21 protein-coding genes are annotated in these 16,231 nt (G+C 65.0%); 14 read left to right on the top strand and 7 right to left on the bottom strand.

Annotated features, from left to right (window positions below; all coding sequences use genetic code 11):
• The 6 genes from GTP90_RS25660 to GTP90_RS25635 form a co-directional block, all read left to right on the top strand.
• The coding region (locus tag GTP90_RS25660) for an EAL domain-containing protein (protein ID WP_254452041.1) at positions 1-2,481 on the top strand (2,481 nt) is incomplete at its 5' end.
• 92 nt (positions 2,482-2,573) lie between these two features.
• Positions 2,574-3,314 (top strand): substrate-binding periplasmic protein, encoded by a 741-nt coding sequence (locus GTP90_RS25655; RefSeq protein WP_254452042.1) that lies wholly within the window; start codon positions 2,574-2,576, stop codon positions 3,312-3,314.
• 63 nt (positions 3,315-3,377) lie between these two features.
• Positions 3,378-3,788, top strand: a complete 411-nt coding sequence (locus GTP90_RS25650; protein WP_161086191.1) for a phasin family protein — start codon at positions 3,378-3,380, stop codon at positions 3,786-3,788.
• A gap of 144 nt (positions 3,789-3,932) precedes the next feature.
• Positions 3,933-4,598, top strand: a complete 666-nt coding sequence (locus tag GTP90_RS25645) for a TetR/AcrR family transcriptional regulator (RefSeq protein ID WP_008446927.1) — start codon at positions 3,933-3,935, stop codon at positions 4,596-4,598.
• Positions 4,599-4,615: 17 nt separating this feature from the next.
• On the top strand, positions 4,616-5,398 hold the full coding sequence (locus GTP90_RS25640; RefSeq protein WP_161086190.1) for a hypothetical protein: 783 nt from the start codon (positions 4,616-4,618) through the stop codon (positions 5,396-5,398).
• On the top strand, positions 5,398-5,934 hold the full coding sequence (locus tag GTP90_RS25635) for an LOG family protein (RefSeq protein WP_161086189.1): 537 nt from the start codon (positions 5,398-5,400) through the stop codon (positions 5,932-5,934). Before GTP90_RS25640 ends, GTP90_RS25635 begins: the two co-directional genes overlap by 1 nt.
• Here the strand turns inward: GTP90_RS25635 and GTP90_RS25630 are convergent.
• The gene (locus GTP90_RS25630; protein WP_161086188.1) at positions 5,931-6,449 is read right to left on the bottom strand and encodes a M48 family metallopeptidase; all 519 of its coding nucleotides are present in this window, start codon (positions 6,447-6,449) and stop codon (positions 5,931-5,933) included. The two genes, GTP90_RS25635 and GTP90_RS25630, sit on opposite strands and share 4 nt — an antisense overlap.
• A gap of 79 nt (positions 6,450-6,528) precedes the next feature.
• Between GTP90_RS25630 and GTP90_RS25625 the strand changes: the two genes are divergently transcribed.
• The gene (locus tag GTP90_RS25625; protein WP_161086187.1) at positions 6,529-6,879 is read left to right on the top strand and encodes a VOC family protein; all 351 of its coding nucleotides are present in this window, start codon (positions 6,529-6,531) and stop codon (positions 6,877-6,879) included.
• On the opposite strand, the gene GTP90_RS25620 is transcribed toward GTP90_RS25625, so the two are convergent.
• Positions 6,876-7,067 (bottom strand): hypothetical protein, encoded by a 192-nt coding sequence (locus tag GTP90_RS25620; RefSeq protein ID WP_254452040.1) that lies wholly within the window; start codon positions 7,065-7,067, stop codon positions 6,876-6,878. The genes GTP90_RS25625 and GTP90_RS25620 overlap by 4 nt on opposite strands.
• 79 nt (positions 7,068-7,146) lie before the next feature.
• Positions 7,147-7,761 carry a hypothetical protein gene (locus GTP90_RS25615; RefSeq protein ID WP_161086185.1) on the bottom strand — a complete coding sequence of 205 codons (615 nt, stop codon included), beginning with the start codon at positions 7,759-7,761 and terminating at the stop codon, positions 7,147-7,149.
• A 127-nt stretch (positions 7,762-7,888) separates the two neighbouring features.
• Between GTP90_RS25615 and modA the strand changes: the two genes are divergently transcribed.
• Genes modA through GTP90_RS25595 form a run of 4 tightly spaced genes read left to right on the top strand, consistent with a single transcriptional unit; the run spans position 7,889 to position 10,847 of the window.
• The gene (modA, locus tag GTP90_RS25610) at positions 7,889-8,632 is read left to right on the top strand and encodes a molybdate ABC transporter substrate-binding protein (protein WP_161086184.1); all 744 of its coding nucleotides are present in this window, start codon (positions 7,889-7,891) and stop codon (positions 8,630-8,632) included.
• 4 nt (positions 8,633-8,636) lie between these two features.
• Entirely contained in the window at positions 8,637-9,323 is a 687-nt protein-coding gene (gene modB / locus GTP90_RS25605) for a molybdate ABC transporter permease subunit (RefSeq protein WP_161086195.1), read from the top strand.
• 2 nt (positions 9,324-9,325) lie between these two features.
• The gene (locus GTP90_RS25600; RefSeq protein WP_161086183.1) at positions 9,326-10,027 is read left to right on the top strand and encodes an ABC transporter ATP-binding protein; all 702 of its coding nucleotides are present in this window, start codon (positions 9,326-9,328) and stop codon (positions 10,025-10,027) included.
• Positions 10,017-10,847: a TOBE domain-containing protein gene (locus GTP90_RS25595; RefSeq protein WP_161086182.1), complete on the top strand. Its 831-nt coding sequence runs from the start codon at positions 10,017-10,019 to the stop codon at positions 10,845-10,847. Before GTP90_RS25600 ends, GTP90_RS25595 begins: the two co-directional genes overlap by 11 nt.
• Here GTP90_RS25595 and GTP90_RS25590 read toward each other — a convergent pair whose 3' ends face one another.
• The gene (locus tag GTP90_RS25590; protein WP_161086181.1) at positions 10,848-11,645 is read right to left on the bottom strand and encodes a helix-turn-helix domain-containing protein; all 798 of its coding nucleotides are present in this window, start codon (positions 11,643-11,645) and stop codon (positions 10,848-10,850) included.
• 100 nt (positions 11,646-11,745) lie between these two features.
• Here GTP90_RS25590 and GTP90_RS25585 point away from each other — a divergent pair, with 100 nt between their 5' ends.
• Positions 11,746-12,570 carry an inositol monophosphatase family protein gene (locus GTP90_RS25585; protein ID WP_161086180.1) on the top strand — a complete coding sequence of 275 codons (825 nt, stop codon included), beginning with the start codon at positions 11,746-11,748 and terminating at the stop codon, positions 12,568-12,570.
• A gap of 30 nt (positions 12,571-12,600) precedes the next feature.
• Here the strand turns inward: GTP90_RS25585 and GTP90_RS25580 are convergent, their stop codons facing one another.
• The 3 genes from GTP90_RS25580 to GTP90_RS25570 all read right to left on the bottom strand — a co-directional run bounded on the left by GTP90_RS25580 (position 12,601) and on the right by GTP90_RS25570 (position 14,665).
• Complete coding sequence (locus tag GTP90_RS25580; RefSeq protein WP_161086179.1) at positions 12,601-12,960, bottom strand: KGG domain-containing protein; 360 nt, start codon at positions 12,958-12,960, stop codon at positions 12,601-12,603.
• Positions 12,961-13,092: 132 nt separating this feature from the next.
• Positions 13,093-13,536, bottom strand: a complete 444-nt coding sequence (gene phaP / locus GTP90_RS25575; RefSeq protein WP_161086178.1) for a TIGR01841 family phasin — start codon at positions 13,534-13,536, stop codon at positions 13,093-13,095.
• A 100-nt stretch (positions 13,537-13,636) separates the two neighbouring features.
• The gene (locus GTP90_RS25570; RefSeq protein ID WP_161086177.1) at positions 13,637-14,665 is read right to left on the bottom strand and encodes an NADP-dependent oxidoreductase; all 1,029 of its coding nucleotides are present in this window, start codon (positions 14,663-14,665) and stop codon (positions 13,637-13,639) included.
• 124 nt (positions 14,666-14,789) lie between these two features.
• On the opposite strand from GTP90_RS25570, the gene purU reads away from it, so the two are divergent.
• Positions 14,790-15,659, top strand: a complete 870-nt coding sequence (purU, locus tag GTP90_RS25565) for a formyltetrahydrofolate deformylase (protein WP_161086176.1) — start codon at positions 14,790-14,792, stop codon at positions 15,657-15,659.
• Between the two features lie 18 nt (positions 15,660-15,677).
• Positions 15,678-16,220 (top strand): YaeQ family protein, encoded by a 543-nt coding sequence (locus GTP90_RS25560; RefSeq protein ID WP_161086175.1) that lies wholly within the window; start codon positions 15,678-15,680, stop codon positions 16,218-16,220.
• Positions 16,221-16,231: the final 11 nt, after the last annotated feature.

Raw genomic sequence — 16,231 nt, 5'->3', positions numbered from 1 at the left:
CGTCAGCAGGCGATGATTGTCCTGGTTGGCGTCGCCCAGCGCGTCGCCGGTCCCCCGGTCCCAGGCGGGCATCGCGAGGAGGACGGCGATCCGGCCGGCCTCGGCCTGCCGGCCAGTCATCCGCCGGTGCACTCCTTCCTGGGCGTGCCGATCGCCTCGCGCGAGCGCGTGCACGGCTGGCTCTACCTGGTCGACAAGCTGGGCGCGGACGGCTTCTCCGAGGTCGACGAGCGGGTCGCCGCCACGGTGGCGGCGCAGATCTCGGTGGCCTACGAGAACCTGCTGCTGTACGAGGAGATCAAGCGCCACCACGCCCAGCTGACGCTGGACATGAACGCGCGCATCCGGCTGGACGAGGACCTGCGCCGTTTCCGCCTGGCGATGGACGCCACCGCCGACGCCATCTTCTTGGTCGACCGCGCCGGCATGTGCTTTGTCGACGTCAACGTCACCGCCTGCCGCATGCTGGGCTACGAGCGCGAGGACTTCCTCAAGGTCGGTCCCGGCAAGCCGGGCGACGCCGAGTTGAACCGGCTGGAGGAACTGTACGAAAAACTGCTGTCCGGCGACCAGAGCGGCGCCATGACCGAGCTGCTGCTGTACCGCAAGGACGGCTCGCCGCTGTCGGTCGAGGTGCAGCGGCGCACGCTGCGCTCCGGCCCCAGCTGGATCCTGGTGGCGGTGGCGCGCGACATCACCGAGCGCAAGGAGGCCGAGCAGCGCCTGCTCAAGCTGGCCCACTTCGACACACTGACCGGCCTGCCCAACCGCAGCCAGTTCTACGATTCGCTGAGCCACTCGCTGCGCCAGGCCAACGATCACAAGTGGTCGCTGGCGGTGCTGTTCCTGGACGTCGACCGCTTCAAGAACGTCAACGACACGCTGGGCCACACCATCGGCGACGAGCTGCTGCGCCAGTTCTCCAGCCGGCTGGTGGACTGCCTGCGGGTGCGCGACACCATCGGCCGCTTCGGCGGCGACGAGTTCGCCGCCATCCTGATGCTGCCCGAGGGCGCGCAGAACGCCATCGCCGTGGTCGACAAGATCCGCGAATCGATGCGCCGGCCGTTCGACCTGAAGGGCCACGAAGTGACGGTCACGGCCAGCATCGGCATCTCGGTCTACCCGGACGACGGCGCCGACCCGGACACGCTGATCCAGTACGCCGACACCGCCATGTACCGCGCCAAGGAGGCCGGGCGCGACGCCTTCCGCTTCTTCACCTCGGAGATGAACGCGCAGTCGCTGGCGCGGCTGGACCTGGAGAACGCGCTGCGGCGCGCCATCGACAACGAGGAATTCGTGCTGCACTTCCAGCCCAAGGTGCACATCGGCACCGGCCGCATCAGCGGCGCCGAGGCGCTGATCCGCTGGCGGCGGCCCGGCCACGGCATGGTGTCGCCGGCGCTGTTCATCCCCATCCTCGAGGAGACCGGGCTGATCGTGCGGGTCGGCACCTGGGTGCTGCACGAGGCCTGCCGCAAGATCGCGCTGTGGGGCAGGTCGGGCGTGGGCGCGGTGCACCTGTCGGTCAACGTCTCGGGCATCCAGTTCTTCGTCGGCGGGCTGGAGGAGGAGGTGCTCAAGGCCATCAAGAAGCACGACATCGCGCCCGAGCTGCTGGAGCTGGAGCTGACCGAGAGCTCGCTGATGTCCAACGCCGAAGAGACCATCACCGTGCTGCAGAACCTGAAGGCGCTGGGCATCAAGATCTCGATCGACGACTTCGGCACCGGCTATTCCTCGCTGGCCTATTTGAAGCGCTTCCCGATCGACAAGCTGAAGATCGACATCGCCTTCGTGCGCGAGGTGACCAGCAACCCGGACGACGCCGCCATTGTGCTGGCCATCATCAACATGGCGCACAGCATGAAGCTGGAGGTGATTGCCGAGGGCGTGGAGAAGGACGCGCAGCTGGCCTACCTGCGCCGCCACGGCTGCGACGAAATGCAGGGCTACTACTTCAGCCGTCCGCTGCCTGAGGACGAGTTCGAGCAGATGCTGCGCGAGGGCCGCTTCCTGCAGACGCCGGCCGAGGAAAACGTGGTCGAGCAGCAGACCTTGCTGATCGTCGACGACGACGCCTTCATGCTCGACGTGCTGACCGATTTCCTGTCGCAGGACGGCTACCGCATCCTGACCGCGCAGACCGCGGCCGAGGGCTTCGACGTGCTGGCGCAGAACCGGGTGCAGGTGATCCTGTGCGACCAGTGCATGCCGCTGATGAGCGGCACCGAGTTCATGGAGCGGGTCAAGAACCTGGCGCCGGACACCTTCCGCATTATGCTGTCGGCCTACGCCGACCTGACGCCGATCATGGCCGCCATCAACCACGGCGCCATCGACCGCTTCTACACCAAGCCGTGGAAGGGCGCGGTGCTGCGCGAGAACATCCGCGAAGGCTTCCGCCTGCACGCGCAAGTGCATGGCGGCCCGCCGCTGCGGCAGGCGCAGCAGGTCGTCGAGGACGTCAAGGAGTAGGCCCGCAGGTTTTCGGGCACTGGCGCGAAAACATGAAACTGGCTTAATATCGGCCTTGTCGATGGCCGAGTTCGAGGTTGGTGATGCGCGTGATGCCCTGTTGGTTCCTGTTGCTGCTGTGCGCCGGCCTGGCGTCGGCCGCGCCGGGCGCGCCCGCGCTGAAGATCTACGGCATGGACAGCAAACCGGTCAGCTATGCCGACGCTGGCCAGCCGGCCGGGCTGGCGGTCGAGCTGGCGCACCGCATCCAGGACAAGCTGGGCCGCCACGACGCCATCGACATCGTGCCGTGGGCGCGGGCGCAGTCGCTGGCCGAGGCCGGTCCCAACGTGCTGTTGCTGACCGTGGTGCGCACCCCGGAGCGCGAGCGGCAGATGCAGTTTGTCGGGCCGATCTTCACGTCGCGCGTGGTGGCCTACGCCATCAAGGGCCGGCTGGCCGAACTGCGGCGCCATGATCCCGGCCTGTACAAGTTGCACGCGGGCGCGCGGCGCGGCAGCATCTTCGCCAACACGGCGCGCGGCCTGGGCTTCAACCTGACCGACGAAACCAATACCTCCGAGATCGCCGCCAAAATGCTGATGAGCCGGCGCTTCGACCTGTGGTTCGACGGCGAGGAGCTGATGCCCGGCGCCATGGAGCGGGCGGGACACCGGCCCGACGAAGTCGAGGTGGCGCTGCGGCTCGGCACGGCCGAGGTGTATTTCGCTTTTTCCAGCGGCACGTCCAAGGAGCTGGTCAAAGCCTGGGCCGGCGCGCTGCGCGAGCTCAAGCACGATGGCAGCCTGCAGAAAATCCAGCGCAAGTGGCTGGCGTTTCTTCCCGAGCATTAGAAAACCTTCTCTAGTTTTGCCGACTACAATAAAATATCGGCAATGCAAATTCGGGAAGTTCACATGGCAAAGAAGTTGAAGCGGCATGACGATCAGCAAACGGCTGAAGTGGTCCGCATGTCGTCGCAGGAAATCTGGCAGGCCGGCTTGAGTGCCTTCGCCAAGGCGCAGGAAGAGGAGGGCAAGTTCTTTTCCATGCAGCTGTTCGAGGAACGCGTGCTGCGCGCGCTGAGCTCGATCGGCGTGCCGACCGCCAAGGAGGTCGAGGCGCTGACCCAGCGTGTCGACGAACTGACCCGCCAGGTGATCGCGCTGGGCGGCGCGCCGGCCCCGGCCAAGAAGGCCGCCGTGGTCAAGGCGGCAGCGAAGGCGCCGGCCAAGCCCGCCGTCAAGCCCACCGCCAAAAAAACCGCCGCCGCGCCGGCCAAGGCCAAGCCGGCCGCGCGCACACGGGCCAAAACCAGCGCGAAATAGCAGCGAATTAGCCGCCGTTCGGCGGCGGATCGCCGCATCTTTCGGCATCGAGCCGGCATATGCGCGTAAAAGCACGTGCGGATGTTTCTAAGATAGTGACATCGGTGTTATGCTTGCAGGAGAATAAACAGAGGTTTCCTTGCTATGCTACAAAAAGCACCCCGCCGTACCCGCGAACGCATACTCGAACTGTCGCTGCGCTTGTTTAATGAATTCGGCGAGCCGAACATCACCACCACGGTGATCGCCGAAGAGATGAACATCTCGCCGGGGAATCTGTACTACCATTTCCGCAACAAGGACGACATCGTCAACTCGATCTTCGTGCAGTTCGAGGCCGAGATCGAGCGCATCCTGACCGTGCCCAACGGGCGCCGCTCCAACATCGAGGACGTGTGGCTGTACCTGCACCTGATGTTCGAACTGATCTGGCGCTACCGCTTCTTCTACCGCGACCTCAACGACCTGCTGTCGCGCAACCGCAAGCTGGAGCTGCACTTCAAGCAGATCCTGGCGCACAAGATCAAGGTCGCCAAGCAGCTGTGCGAAGACCTGCGCAGCGAAAAATCGCTGGAAGCCTCCGACACCGCCATCGACGCCATGGCCACCAACATGGTGGTGGTGGCGACCTATTGGCTGTCGTACGAATACGTGCGCAATCCGCGCAAGTACAGCGAGCAGCAGTCGATGGCCGATGCGCTCGCGCGTGGCTGCTATCAGGTGCTGTCGCAGATCGGGCCGTATCTGCGCAACGAAACCAGTTTGCTGTTCCAGAAACTGTCCGAAGAATACCTGAAAAAGCTCAAGTAAAGCTGACGGAGACTGTCATGGCGTGGAACCTCTTTCCGTATCCCGACCCTGCATACCAGTACACGCCCGCCAGCCTGGAGGCGGCCTGGCCATTGCTGCACAGCGGCGACCAGGAGCCGTTCCCGACCCATCCGCTGCTGGTGCAGGCGTGGATCGCCTTCCATGCCGGCGAGTTCGAACGGGCCGCGCGGCTGGGGCTGGATGTCGGCGTGAGCGGCTACTCGGTGGCGCACAAGGCCATCTGCATTTACGCGCACTACCTGGAGCGCAGCCCGCAGAAAAAACTCGCCACCTTCGAATGCGTGGCCGAGCGCTGCGAGCGGCAGCAGCTGGAACAGCCGGGCAATTCGTCCGGCTTTTACTGGCACGCCTATGCGCTGGGCCAGTATTCGCAAGGCATCTCGGTGGTCAAGGCGCTAGCGCAGGGCCTGGGCGCCAAGGTGCGCAACAGCCTGGACACGGCGATCCGCCTGACGCCGCAGCGCGCCGACGCGCATATCGCGCTGGGCGTGTACCACGCCGAGATCCTCGACAAGGTGGGTGCCATGATCGGCGGCCTGACCTATGGCGTGAAAAAGGAAGAATGTTATAAACAGTTTCAGATCGCGCTGTCGCTGACGCCGGAGTCGGCCATTGCCCGCGTCCGTTATGCGCGCGCGATGCTGATGTTGGAAGGTAAGAGGAAGCAGGCGGAAGCGATCGGCCTGTGCGAAGAGGCCGCCCGCTGCCCCATCCGCGATGCGATGGAACGGCTCGATTCGGACGCGGCAAAACGAGAACTCGAAGAGGAAAAACTGTAGTGAAAGCAATCTGCGTGTATTGCGGCGCCAACGCCGGTGTGAATCCTGTGTACGCCGAGGCGGCCCGCGCGCTGGGCCGTGCCTTGGTGGAGAACAACCTGTCGCTGGTCTACGGCGGCGGCAAGGTGGGCCTGATGGGTGTGATCGCCGACGAGGTGTTGCGCCTGGGCGGCGAGGTGACGGGCGTGATCCCGACCGCGCTGGTCGAGCGCGAAGTGGGCCATACCGGCCTGACGCGCCAGTTCATCGTCAAGGACATGCACGAGCGCAAAGCCATGATGGCCAAGCTGGCCGACGGCTTCATCGCCATGCCGGGCGGCATGGGCACGCTGGAGGAATTGTTCGAGATGCTGACCTGGTCGCAGCTGGGCATCCACGCCAAGCCGATCGGGCTGCTGAACGTGGACGGCTTTTACGATGGCCTGACCGGCTTCATCGAGCATGCCAGCGCGCAGGGTTTTATCCGTCCGCAACATGCGGCGCTGATGATGTCCGCGCCGGAAGCGCCAGCCCTGCTGCAACTGCTGAGGGCTTAAGTCGGCGAACTCCAAAGCCGCTTGCCCGACTGGTCCAGCTCGGTGAGGTAAAGCCGCAGGTCGAACTCGTACTGGTGGTAGTTCGGTTCCATGTACGTGCACAGCTTGTAGAAGGCCTTGTCGTGCTGCTTCTCCTTGATGTGCGCCAGCTCGTGCACGGCGATCATCCGCAGGAATTCGATCGGCACTTCCTTGAACAGCGTCGCCACGCGGATTTCGTGCTTGGCCTTGAGCTTGCCACCCTGGACGCGCGAGATGGACGTGTGCAAACCCAGCGCGTGATTGATCACGTGGATCTTGCTGTCGTACTCGACCTTGTTGATCGGCTCGGCGTTGCGCAAATGTTCATTTTTCAAATCCTGCACGTACTGGTACAGTGCCTTGTCGGTGCGCAGCTCGTGCGCCTTGCTGTAGCGCTTGAGCAGCACTTCGCCCAGCCGGTTCTGGGCCAGGAGTTGCGATACCTGCTGCTGGGTTTGTTCGGAATAGGCGCTGAGGTACTTCAGGGAGGACATGTTGTGGCACGGCTGGAAAGAATCGAGGCGTGAATGTACCACAGCTGGCGGTCCTCCCCATCAATGGAAGGAGTGAAGCATGCGGGTAACAAGGATAGTGACCAACATCGCCACGGCGGACACCGAGGCGGCCAAGGCATTTTATGGCGGCGTGCTGGGCCTGTCGGTGGTGATGGACCACGGCTGGATCGTGACGCTGGCGGGCGAGGGCGAGGCTGCGCCGCAGATCAGCTTTGCGTCCGAGGGCGGCTCGGGCACGCCGGTGCCGGACCTGTCGATCGAGGTCGACGACCTGGATGAAGCCCACCGGCGCCTGGTCGCCGCCCGCGTGCCGCTGGAGTACGGCCCGGTCAGCGAGCCGTGGGGCGTGCGGCGCTTATTTGTGCGCGATCCGTTCGGGCGGCTGCTCAACATCTTGTCGCACAGCTAGCCGAGCTGTTGACGCATGGACGCGGCGACGAGGCTGGCCCATTCGTCGAACGACTGTGCCGGCCAGTTGTTGTCCACGCGCAGCCGCGTGACATCGCAAGCGCTGGGCACGCCGCCAAACCAGTTCACCCACTGGGTCTTGCCATCCAGCGGGATTTTCGCCAGCGGGATGTCGAATTCCTTGATCATGAATTGAGTTCCGGGCGGGAAGTCCGAAAACTTTGGAACACAAGCAGCGTTCATATTGACTCCAATTTCTCTCGCACGGCTAGCCCGGATGCGCGCCGGCGGCGTAGACCAGGTTGATCCCGGCCTGGCAGCGTGCGAGCTCGCTGGCGAACCTGGCGCGCTCAGGCCGGGGTTCGTTGGGATAGATGTCCGAGTGTATCTGATGATAAACCGTGTGGTCGATGATCAGGTAGCGCTGGTAGAGATCCGTTTCCTCGCCGGAGTCGCCGGTCACGAAGCCATACACGCTTTCGCTGCAGTACATGCCGTCACCGAGTGCCACCGTGACCGGTGAATTGCCGAATGCCAGGCTCATGGCGCAGAAGAGTAAGGCCAGCAGCCATGCGACGCCGGCCACGAGCCCGGTGGCGATGCCCACAACACCCGGAAGGGTGCCGAAGGAATAGAGCACCAGCACGCCGGCCGCGATCAGCGCGAGGGCGATGGCTATTACATTGGCGGCGTGACCTGCAAACGAAAATCCCGAAACCGCCGCCACCGCGATGGCCACGACCAGGCCACTCAGGCTCAGGTGGCGTCGCGCCGTCATGGCGCCGGCGGCGTCGAGCTTGCCAGTGCGCAGCTGCGCCAAGGGCGATAGCAGCGCGGCCAATATGCCCACCGCGAACAGGGCAAGCAGTGCTTTAAAGAGCATGGGATGCAATCATGGTTTTTAAATAATTTTTCAGGATAGCATTCCTAGTTCCTTGTGCGTAGTGTCGGAATTAAACTATCGCTATATAATCGAGTTTATTGCGATTCATTACTTAAAGGAAAAATCGATGCGTGCGTTGAAACTTGGGGTGGTGTTGATGTTGGCGGCGACGGGCGCGTCGGCGGCGGAGATCACGGTATCGGCCGCGGCCAGCCTGACCAATGCCTTCAAGGAAATCGGCGCCGCCTACGAGAAGGAGCACGCGGGCGACAAGGTGCTGTTCAACTTTGCCGCCTCCGATCCGCTGGTGCAGCAGATCGCCAAGGGCGCGCCGGTTGACGTGTTCGCCTCGGCCGACCAGGATGCGATGGACAAGGCCGACACGCTGAAACTGCTGGCCCCGGCCAGCCGCAAGAACTTCGCCAGCAACAGCCTGGTGCTGATCACGCCGCTGGCCGCCACGCTGCCGATCAAGGGCATCGCCGATTTGCAGCAGGCCGGCGTCGCGCGCGTGACGATGGGCAATCCGGCCAGCGTGCCGGTGGGCCGCTACACCAAGCACGCGCTGGAGCAGGCCAAGCTGTGGGCCGCCGTCGAACCCAAGGCCATCTACGGCGCCTCGGTGCGCCAGAGCCTGGACTACGTGGCGCGCGGCGAGGTCGATGCCGGCTTTGTCTACGCCACCGATGCGGCTGTGATGAAGGACAAGGTCAAGGTGGTCGCCACCGTGCCGACCGACACCCCGGTCAGCTATCCGATCGCGGTGATCGCGGCCGGGCCGCAGGCGGCGGCCGGCCGCAAGTTCGCCGATTATGTGCTGTCGTCGTCCGGCCAGGCGATACTGGCCAAGTACGGTTTCGGCCGGCCGTAACGTGATCAACGGTTTTCTCGCCGAACCGGCATGGATCGCGCTGCGCCTGTCGCTGAAGGTGGCGTGCTGGGCGACGTTGCTGGACCTGCTGTTCGGCGTGGCGCTGGGCTATCTGCTGGCGCGCAAGCGCTTCCCGGGACGCGAGCTGCTGGACGCGCTGCTGACGCTGCCGATGGTGATGCCGCCGACCGTGCTGGGCTACTATCTGCTGGTGGTGATCGGCCGCCACGGCGTGATCGGCGCGTGGCTGCAGCGCACCTTCGGCATCAACCTGATCTTCACCTGGCAGGCGGCGGTGATCGCGGCGGCCGTGGTGGCGTTCCCGCTGGTGCTCAAGGGCGCGCGGGCGGCGTTCGAGACGGTCGACACGCAACTGGAGCAGGCCGCCAGGGTGCTGGGCATCCCGCCGTTCGGCGTGTTCCTGCGCGTGACGCTGCCGCTGGCCTGGCGCGGCGTGCTGGGCGGCGCCTTGCTGGCTTTCGCGCGCTCGATGGGCGAGTTCGGCGCGACGCTGATGGTGGCCGGCAGCATCCCCGGCAAGACGCAGACGCTGTCGATCGCCGTGTACGAAGCCGTGCAGGCGGGGCAGGACGACAGCGCCAACCTGCTGGTGATCATCACCTCCGTGGTCTGTATCGTGGTGCTGATCGCGGCGAACAAATTGACGCCTAACCGCAACCCGCAGGCTTGAGCATGCAAATCAACATCGACATCGGCAAGACCCTGCGCTCCGGCTCCCGGACCTTCGAGCTGCGCGCGCAGTTGACGTCGAGCAGCCAGCGCATCGTGATCTACGGGCCGTCGGGCGCGGGCAAGAGTCTGCTGCTGAAGGCGGTGGCCGGCCTGAGCACGCCCGACCGCGGTCACATCGAGGTGGCGGGCCGCCGCCTGTTCGACAGCGGCGGCGGCATCGACGTGTCGGCGCAGCGGCGCCAGCTGGCCTATCTGTTCCAGGATTACGCGCTGTTCCCGCACCTGAACGTGCGGCAGAACATCGCCTTCGGCCTGCAGCGCGGCTGGCGCAATCCGCTGGCGCGGGTGGACGGCGAGGCGGTGCGCTACTGGCTGCAAGCGTTCGAGCTGGAGCATGTGGCGCACCAGTTGCCGCACCAGCTGTCCGGCGGCCAGCGGCAGCGGGTGGCGCTGGCGCGCGCGCTGGCGCCGGAACCGCGGGCGCTGTTGCTGGACGAGCCGTTCGCGGCGCTGGATCCCGGCCTGCGCCAGCGCATGCGCGCCGAGCTGGACGCGCTGCAACGCCGGCTCGGCATTCCGATGCTGCTGATTACGCACGATCCCGAGGATGTGCGCGCCTTCGGCGACCATGTGCTGCGGATGGAAAATGGTAGCATGGCCGAAATCAAGAATCTGGACCTCGTGGAGCGTAATGAAGCCTGAAGAACAAGCGAAGCCTGAAGAACAAGCAATGGCCTTGCAAGGCAATGTGTGGCTGACCGTCGGCGGCCAGAAGCTGGGCGGGCAGGACCGGATGGCGCTGCTGGCGGCCATCGCCGAACACGGTTCGATCACGGCCGCCGCCAAGGCGGTCGGCATGAGCTACAAGGGCGCGTGGGACGCCATCGAGGCGATGAACAACCTGGCCGGCGAGCCGCTGCTGGAGCGCCTGGCCGGCGGCAAGGGCGGGGGCGGCACACGGCTGACTTCGCGTGGCGCGCAGCTTGTGGAAAATTTCCGTAAAATCGACGAAGCGCATCGCCAGTTCGTGGCGCACTTGAGCAGCCAGTCGCACGCGCTGGCGGATGATTTTCTGTTGATACAAAGGATGAAGATGAAGACCAGCGCGCGCAACCAGTTCAGCGGCAAGGTGGTGACGCTCAAGGAGGGCGCGGTGAACGATGAGGTGACGCTGGAAATTGTCGGCGGCCAGCACATCGTCGCCACCATCACGCGCGACAGCAGCGACAGCCTGAGCCTGGTGGAAGGCGCGGAGGCCTTCGCGCTGGTCAAGGCGTCGTCGGTGATCGTGGTGACGCAGATGGCTGGCGCCCGCTTCTCGGCGCGCAACCGCCTGACCGGCACGGTCACGCGGGTGCAGGTGGGCGCGGTCAACACCGAGGTCAGCATCGAACTGCCGGGCGGCGGCACCATCGCCGCCATCGTCACGCGCGACAGCGGCGACACGCTGGAACTGCATGTGGGCATGGAGGCGACCGCCATCTTCAAGGCCTCCAGCGTGATCATCGGCACGCCGGCCTGATCAGGTGTCGAACTGGGCGAAGCGCGCCGGCGTGACGCCCAGGATGCGGCGGAACAGGGCGATGAAGCTGCTGACGCTGTCGTAGCCCAGGCTCAGCGCCACGGTCGTCACCGAGGCGCCGCCGTTGAGCAGCTCCATGCCTTTTTGCAGCCGCGCCACCTGGCGCCATTCGACCAGCGACATGCCGGTCTGGTCGCGGAAGTGGCGGGTCAGGGTGCGGCGCGACCAGCCCAACCTGGCGGCCCATTCGTCGAGGTCGGTTTCATCGGCCGGATGGTCGGCGATGGCCGCCGCCATCGCCTGCAGGCGCGGATGGCGCGGCATGGTCAGGTGCAGCGGTTCCTCGTCGGCGGTGCGGATCTCGTCCAGGAATACCGTCAGCAGGCGCCGTCCGGCGGCGTCGGCCGGCATGCCCTGGGGCCAGGAGCACATGCGCTCCAGCAGCGACACCGCCAGCGGCGACATGCGCATCACGCGCGACTGCGCCGGCAGGTCGGCGCACAGGGAGGGCGCCAGGTGGATGGTGTAGCCGGCCAGGCCGGGCTTGAAGGTGTTGGCGTGGGCGCTGGCGCCGTGCGGCATATTGGGCGGTATCCAGCCCAGCCGGCCACGCGGCAGCACCTGGCGCACGTCGCCGGCCTCGACCACGATCACGCCCTGCAGCGGGATGTACAGCTGCCCCTCCGGGTGATGGTGGGTGTGCGTGGTGCGGTCGGTGTTGTGGTCGGCGTGCTGCGCGGACACGATGACTGGCATCTCGTCCGTCAGGCGCTTCTCGCCGTAATAATTACTGCCCATGTGATTTTGGCCCGATTGCGATATTACTTGTCTGTCGCCAGTTAGTGTTTGTTTCGAATTGCTGGCAATCTACGACTTTGGTTTATAACAAGGAATCGGCATGACTGCAATCGATACGGAAGAAGTCCTGGCGCTGGTGCGCGAGGCCGGCGCCGATCTGTGCGAGACCTTTTGGCGTGGCGAGCCGGTGGTGGAGGTGGACGACATGATGACCGCTTTCCATCGCATCGACGGCGCCGCCAACGCCGGCATGAAGCGCGCGCTGGCGCGCCTGTACCCCGGCATCGCCTGGATGGAGGGCGAACTCGACACCACCGAGCCGGAGGACGACGAGACGGCCGCGCTGGCCGCGCGCGGCGAATACTGGATCTGCGACGCCATCGACGGCGCCGGGCAATTCCTGCGCGCGATCCCGAACTGGGCCATGTCGCTGACCTTGATGCGCGAGGGCGTGCCGGTGTTCACCGCGATCTTCGACGCGGTGCATGACGAGATGTTCCATGCGCTCTGGGGCCACGGCGCCTACCGCAACGGCGAGCGCATCCGCGTCAACGGCCGCGCCAACCACTACCAGGGCATCGTCGCCACCAGCCAGCCGCCGTTCGCCGGCCGCGACCGGCATGCGGTGCGCCGCTCCGGCGCCGCGCTGAGCGCCATGCTGCCGGACGTGGCGGCGGTGCGCAACCTGAGCGCGACCTCGCTGCAGCTGGCTTATGTGGCGTGCGGCCGCGTCGACGGGTTCTGGGAATTCGGCGACGACAGCATCAATTGCGTCGGCGGCGCGCTGCTGGTGCGCGAGGCCGGCGGACAGGTGACGCAAATCGACGGCCGGCCTTATCAGCTGGGTTCGCCGAGCATCGCCGCCGCGTCGCCGGGCGCGCATGCCTCCATGCTGTTGCGCTTGCAGGAAGTGCTGGCGGCCTGACCGAAAGAAGCGGCGCCAGCGTGCTGGCGCCTAGCGTTCGGCGGGCTTGCCGCCTTGCTGGTTGCCTCCCTTGGCCGATTGCTCCGAACCGGCGCTGTGCGACGCCGTGGCGTTTTTCGCGGCGTTGGCGCGGGCCGCGGACTGCCGGCTTTCCCCGCCCTTGCGGCCGATCTGCGCCATGTGTTCGCGGTCGCGGCTGACCGCCTCGCCGCCTTTCTGGCCGGCCCGGCGCGCTTCCTCCGAATCGAATTCATGGGCCGTGCCCTTTTGATGGGCCGCCTGGCCGCCCTTGCTGGCGATGGCGCGCTGGGTTGCTTCGTCCATTGCCGCAAAGCCGCGCTTGGCCGTGCCTTTCGGCTTGCTTTGATCGTTACCTGAATTACTGGCCATAAGACCTCCTCGTGAGTGTGATGAAATTCCGTCTGGGTTCCCCGAGCGGCGGGCCGGAAGCCCGCTGCTCTGCATGGTTAGAGGTGCTACGTTGACGGAAGTTCCACTCGGGCCGAGGCGCGTTTGCCGTGTTTAGTGGCGCAGCTCGCTGGCCATCTGGTATTTGGACATCTGCTCGGCGGCGCGCGCCGTCTGTTCGGAAGCCTGGTGCATTATTTCCTCGGCCACGTTGTTGGCGGCGCGGCGCACCGCCGGCATGTGGGTGGCGGCCGTTTGCGCCAGGCTGGAGTTGGCGCGGCTGAGGATGTCGACCAGATGCCTCTGGTAGTTCTGCAGCGCGGCGCCGCCCGGCGTGAGCTGGGCGCTGACGGCCGCGCCCAGTTGCGTGGCGTCCTTGCTGGCCATCAGCCGCTGGACGTTGCCGCCCATTTCGGCGATCAGGTCGCGGCCCAGTTGCATGTTCAATTCGCTCAGGCTTTGCAGGGCTTCCAGCGTGCGCTGGTTCAGGTCGGTGTACAGGGTGATCAGGATCTCGATCTGCGATTTGATTGCGGGGGTAATAAATTGGGGGAACATGGTCTTCCTCGTCGTCATCTAAAAAAAACGCCGGGCTTGCGGCCCGGCGGAATGTGCAGCCGAAGGATAGACGCTGCGGACGCGGAAAAGTTCCCGGAATTTATTCGGCCGCCACCTGCAGCACCAGCTTGCCGAAGTTCTTCCCTTCGAACAGCATGTTGAGCGCCTGCGGGAAATGCTCCAGTCCCTGCACGATGTCTTCCTTGCTTTTGACTTTGCCTTCCTTCATCCACTGGCCCAGCGCGGCGATGCCCAGGTGGTAGCGGTCCGCGTAGTCGAACACGACGATGCCTTCCATGCGCGCGCGGTTCACCAGCAGCGCCAGGTAGTTGGCCGGGCCCTTGACCGGCGTGGTGTTGTTGTACTGCGAGATGGCGCCGCAGATGACGATGCGCGCCTTCAGGTTGATGCGGGTGAGCACGGTGTCGAGGATGTCGCCGCCGACGTTGTCGAAGTAAACGTCGACGCCGTTCGGGCAGTGTTCCTTGAGGCCGTCCTTGACCGAGCCGCCCTTGTAGTCGATGCAGGCATCGAAGCCGAGCTGCTTGACCACGAAGTCGCACTTGTCCTTGCCGCCAGCGATGCCGACCACGCGGCAGCCCAATTGCTTGGCCACCTGGCCGACCGTCTGGCCGACTGCGCCGGCCGCGCCGGACACCACCACCGTCTCGCCGGCCTTGGGCTGGCCCGATTCGATCAGGCCGAAGTAGGCCGTCATGCCCGGCATGCCCAGCGTGTTGAGGTAGGTGGGCAGCGGCGCCAGCTTGGGATCGACCTTGCGGAAGCCGTGGCGCTTGTCGCCGGCCGGGCCGACCCAGTAGCGCTGCACGCCGGTGCCGCCCTGCACATAATCGCCGACCGCGAAGTCCGGCGACTTCGACGCCACCACCACGCCCACGCCGCCGGCCCGCATCACCTCGCCGATGCCGACCGGCGCGATGTAGGATTTGCCTTCGTTCATCCAGCCACGCATGGCGGGGTCGAGCGACAGGTACAGCACCTTGACCACGACCTCGCCGTCGGCCGGTTCGCGCACCGGCTCGCTGACCTGCTGCCAGTCGCTGTCCTTGACCATGCCGACCGGGCGGGCCGCCAGGCGGAATTGAAGATTTGTCTCGTTGATTGTCATTTTGTATCCTCAAAGAAGAGTGTGGCAGCCAATATATCTCAAATTGAACGATCGTGCTATTTTTACGGTGTGGGCCCAGCCGTGCGACAATACCGGCCTTGTTAGACCTATAACGATGGTGGATATGAGCAATCCCGAATACATTTTGACACTCTCTTGCCTGGACCAGCGCGGTATCGTGCATCGCGTGTCGGGCTTCCTGGCCGACCACGGCTGCAACATCATCGACTCGGCCCAGTTCGGCGACAGCGAGTCGAAGCTGTTCTTCATGCGCGTGCACTTCGCGCTGGAAGACCGCAACATCAACGACGACCTGCTGCGCGCCGACTTCGGCCTGCTGGGTGCGGAGATGAAGCTGGACTGGGAGCTGCGCGACGCCCACTACAAGCCGCGCGTGATGCTGATGGTGTCGAAGATCGGCCATTGCCTCAACGACCTGCTGTTCCGCTACAAGAGCGGTTTGCTGCCGGTGGAGATTCCGGCCATCGTGTCCAACCACATGGACTTCTACCAGCTGGCGGCCAGCTACAACATTCCGTTCCACCACCTGCCGCTGGCCGCCGGCGCGCCGCAGGAAGCCAAGCTGGCGCAGGAAGCCAAGATCATCGAGCTGATGAACTCGCATAACATCGACCTGGTGGTGCTGGCGCGCTACATGCAGATCCTGTCGCCGGGCCTGTGCACGGCGCTGAAGGGCAAGGCGATCAATATCCACCATTCCTTCCTGCCGAGCTTCAAGGGCGCCAAGCCGTACGCGCAGGCGCACCACCGCGGCGTCAAGCTGATCGGCGCCACCGCGCACTTCGTCACCGGCGACCTGGATGAAGGTCCGATCATCGAGCAGGACGTCGAGCGGGTCGACCACTCGATGGACGCCGAGACGCTGTCAGCCATCGGCCGCGACGTCGAGTGCGTGGTGCTGGCGCGCGCCGTGAAGTGGTTTGTCGAACACCGCATTTTGCAAAACGGCGACAAGACTGTCGTCTTCAAATAATTACACAGAGATTCACCGATGGCCCTCAAAGCAACAATCTACAAAGCCGACCTGCAGATCGCGGACATGGACCGCAACTTCTACGAGACCCAGTCGCTGACGCTGGCGCGCCATCCGTCCGAGACCGACGAGCGCATGATGGTGCGGCTGATCGCCTTCGCGATCCACGCCAACGAGGCGCTGACCTTCACCAAGGGCTTGTTCGACGTCGAGGAGCCGGACATCTGGCAGAAGGACCTGACCGGCGCGATCCAGCTGTGGATCGAGGTGGGCCAGCCGGACGAGAAGGTGATCCTGAAGGCCTGCGGCCGTTCGGAGCACGTCTACGTCTACAGCTACGCCGCGACCAGCCACATCTGGTGGAAGGCGCTGGCCAACAAGGTCGAGCGCTGCAAGAACCTGACCGTGATCAACCTGGACGCGGACGCCACCGAGCAGCTGGCCAAGATGGCCCAGCGCACCATGCAGCTGCAGTGCACGATCCAGGATGGCCAGATCTGGCTGACCGACGGCACCAACACGGTGGAAGTCGGCCGCGAGACCTTCAAGGGCGAGCGTTGATATAATCGGCC

Source organism: Duganella vulcania (genome assembly GCF_009857655.1).
GTDB lineage: Bacteria > Pseudomonadota > Gammaproteobacteria > Burkholderiales > Burkholderiaceae_D > Rugamonas > Rugamonas vulcania.
Note: the sequence above shows the minus strand (reverse complement) of the source record. Positions and strands in the feature narration are given on the sequence as shown.

Excerpts from the sequence above, each read along its gene's own strand:
- GTP90_RS25585 (WP_161086180.1), top strand. The coding sequence starts at position 11,746 with ATGACTGCAATCGATACGGAAGAAGTCCTGGCGCTGGTGCGCGAGGCC.
- GTP90_RS25600 (WP_161086183.1), top strand. The coding sequence starts at position 9,326 with ATGCAAATCAACATCGACATCGGCAAGACCCTGCGCTCCGGCTCCCGG.
- GTP90_RS25625 (WP_161086187.1), top strand. The coding sequence starts at position 6,529 with ATGCGGGTAACAAGGATAGTGACCAACATCGCCACGGCGGACACCGAG.
- GTP90_RS25560 (WP_161086175.1), top strand. The coding sequence starts at position 15,678 with ATGGCCCTCAAAGCAACAATCTACAAAGCCGACCTGCAGATCGCGGAC.
- modA (WP_161086184.1), top strand. The coding sequence starts at position 7,889 with ATGCGTGCGTTGAAACTTGGGGTGGTGTTGATGTTGGCGGCGACGGGC.
- GTP90_RS25595 (WP_161086182.1), top strand. The coding sequence starts at position 10,017 with ATGAAGCCTGAAGAACAAGCGAAGCCTGAAGAACAAGCAATGGCCTTG.
- GTP90_RS25590 (WP_161086181.1), bottom strand. The coding sequence starts at position 11,645 with ATGGGCAGTAATTATTACGGCGAGAAGCGCCTGACGGACGAGATGCCA.
- GTP90_RS25615 (WP_161086185.1), bottom strand. The coding sequence starts at position 7,761 with ATGCTCTTTAAAGCACTGCTTGCCCTGTTCGCGGTGGGCATATTGGCC.
- GTP90_RS25645 (WP_008446927.1), top strand. The coding sequence starts at position 3,933 with ATGCTACAAAAAGCACCCCGCCGTACCCGCGAACGCATACTCGAACTG.
- GTP90_RS25580 (WP_161086179.1), bottom strand. The coding sequence starts at position 12,960 with ATGGCCAGTAATTCAGGTAACGATCAAAGCAAGCCGAAAGGCACGGCC.
- GTP90_RS25570 (WP_161086177.1), bottom strand. The coding sequence starts at position 14,665 with ATGACAATCAACGAGACAAATCTTCAATTCCGCCTGGCGGCCCGCCCG.
- GTP90_RS25630 (WP_161086188.1), bottom strand. The coding sequence starts at position 6,449 with ATGTCCTCCCTGAAGTACCTCAGCGCCTATTCCGAACAAACCCAGCAG.
- GTP90_RS25620 (WP_254452040.1), bottom strand. The coding sequence starts at position 7,067 with ATGATCAAGGAATTCGACATCCCGCTGGCGAAAATCCCGCTGGATGGC.
- GTP90_RS25640 (WP_161086190.1), top strand. The coding sequence starts at position 4,616 with ATGGCGTGGAACCTCTTTCCGTATCCCGACCCTGCATACCAGTACACG.
- purU (WP_161086176.1), top strand. The coding sequence starts at position 14,790 with ATGAGCAATCCCGAATACATTTTGACACTCTCTTGCCTGGACCAGCGC.
- phaP (WP_161086178.1), bottom strand. The coding sequence starts at position 13,536 with ATGTTCCCCCAATTTATTACCCCCGCAATCAAATCGCAGATCGAGATC.
- GTP90_RS25650 (WP_161086191.1), top strand. The coding sequence starts at position 3,378 with ATGGCAAAGAAGTTGAAGCGGCATGACGATCAGCAAACGGCTGAAGTG.
- GTP90_RS25655 (WP_254452042.1), top strand. The coding sequence starts at position 2,574 with ATGCCCTGTTGGTTCCTGTTGCTGCTGTGCGCCGGCCTGGCGTCGGCC.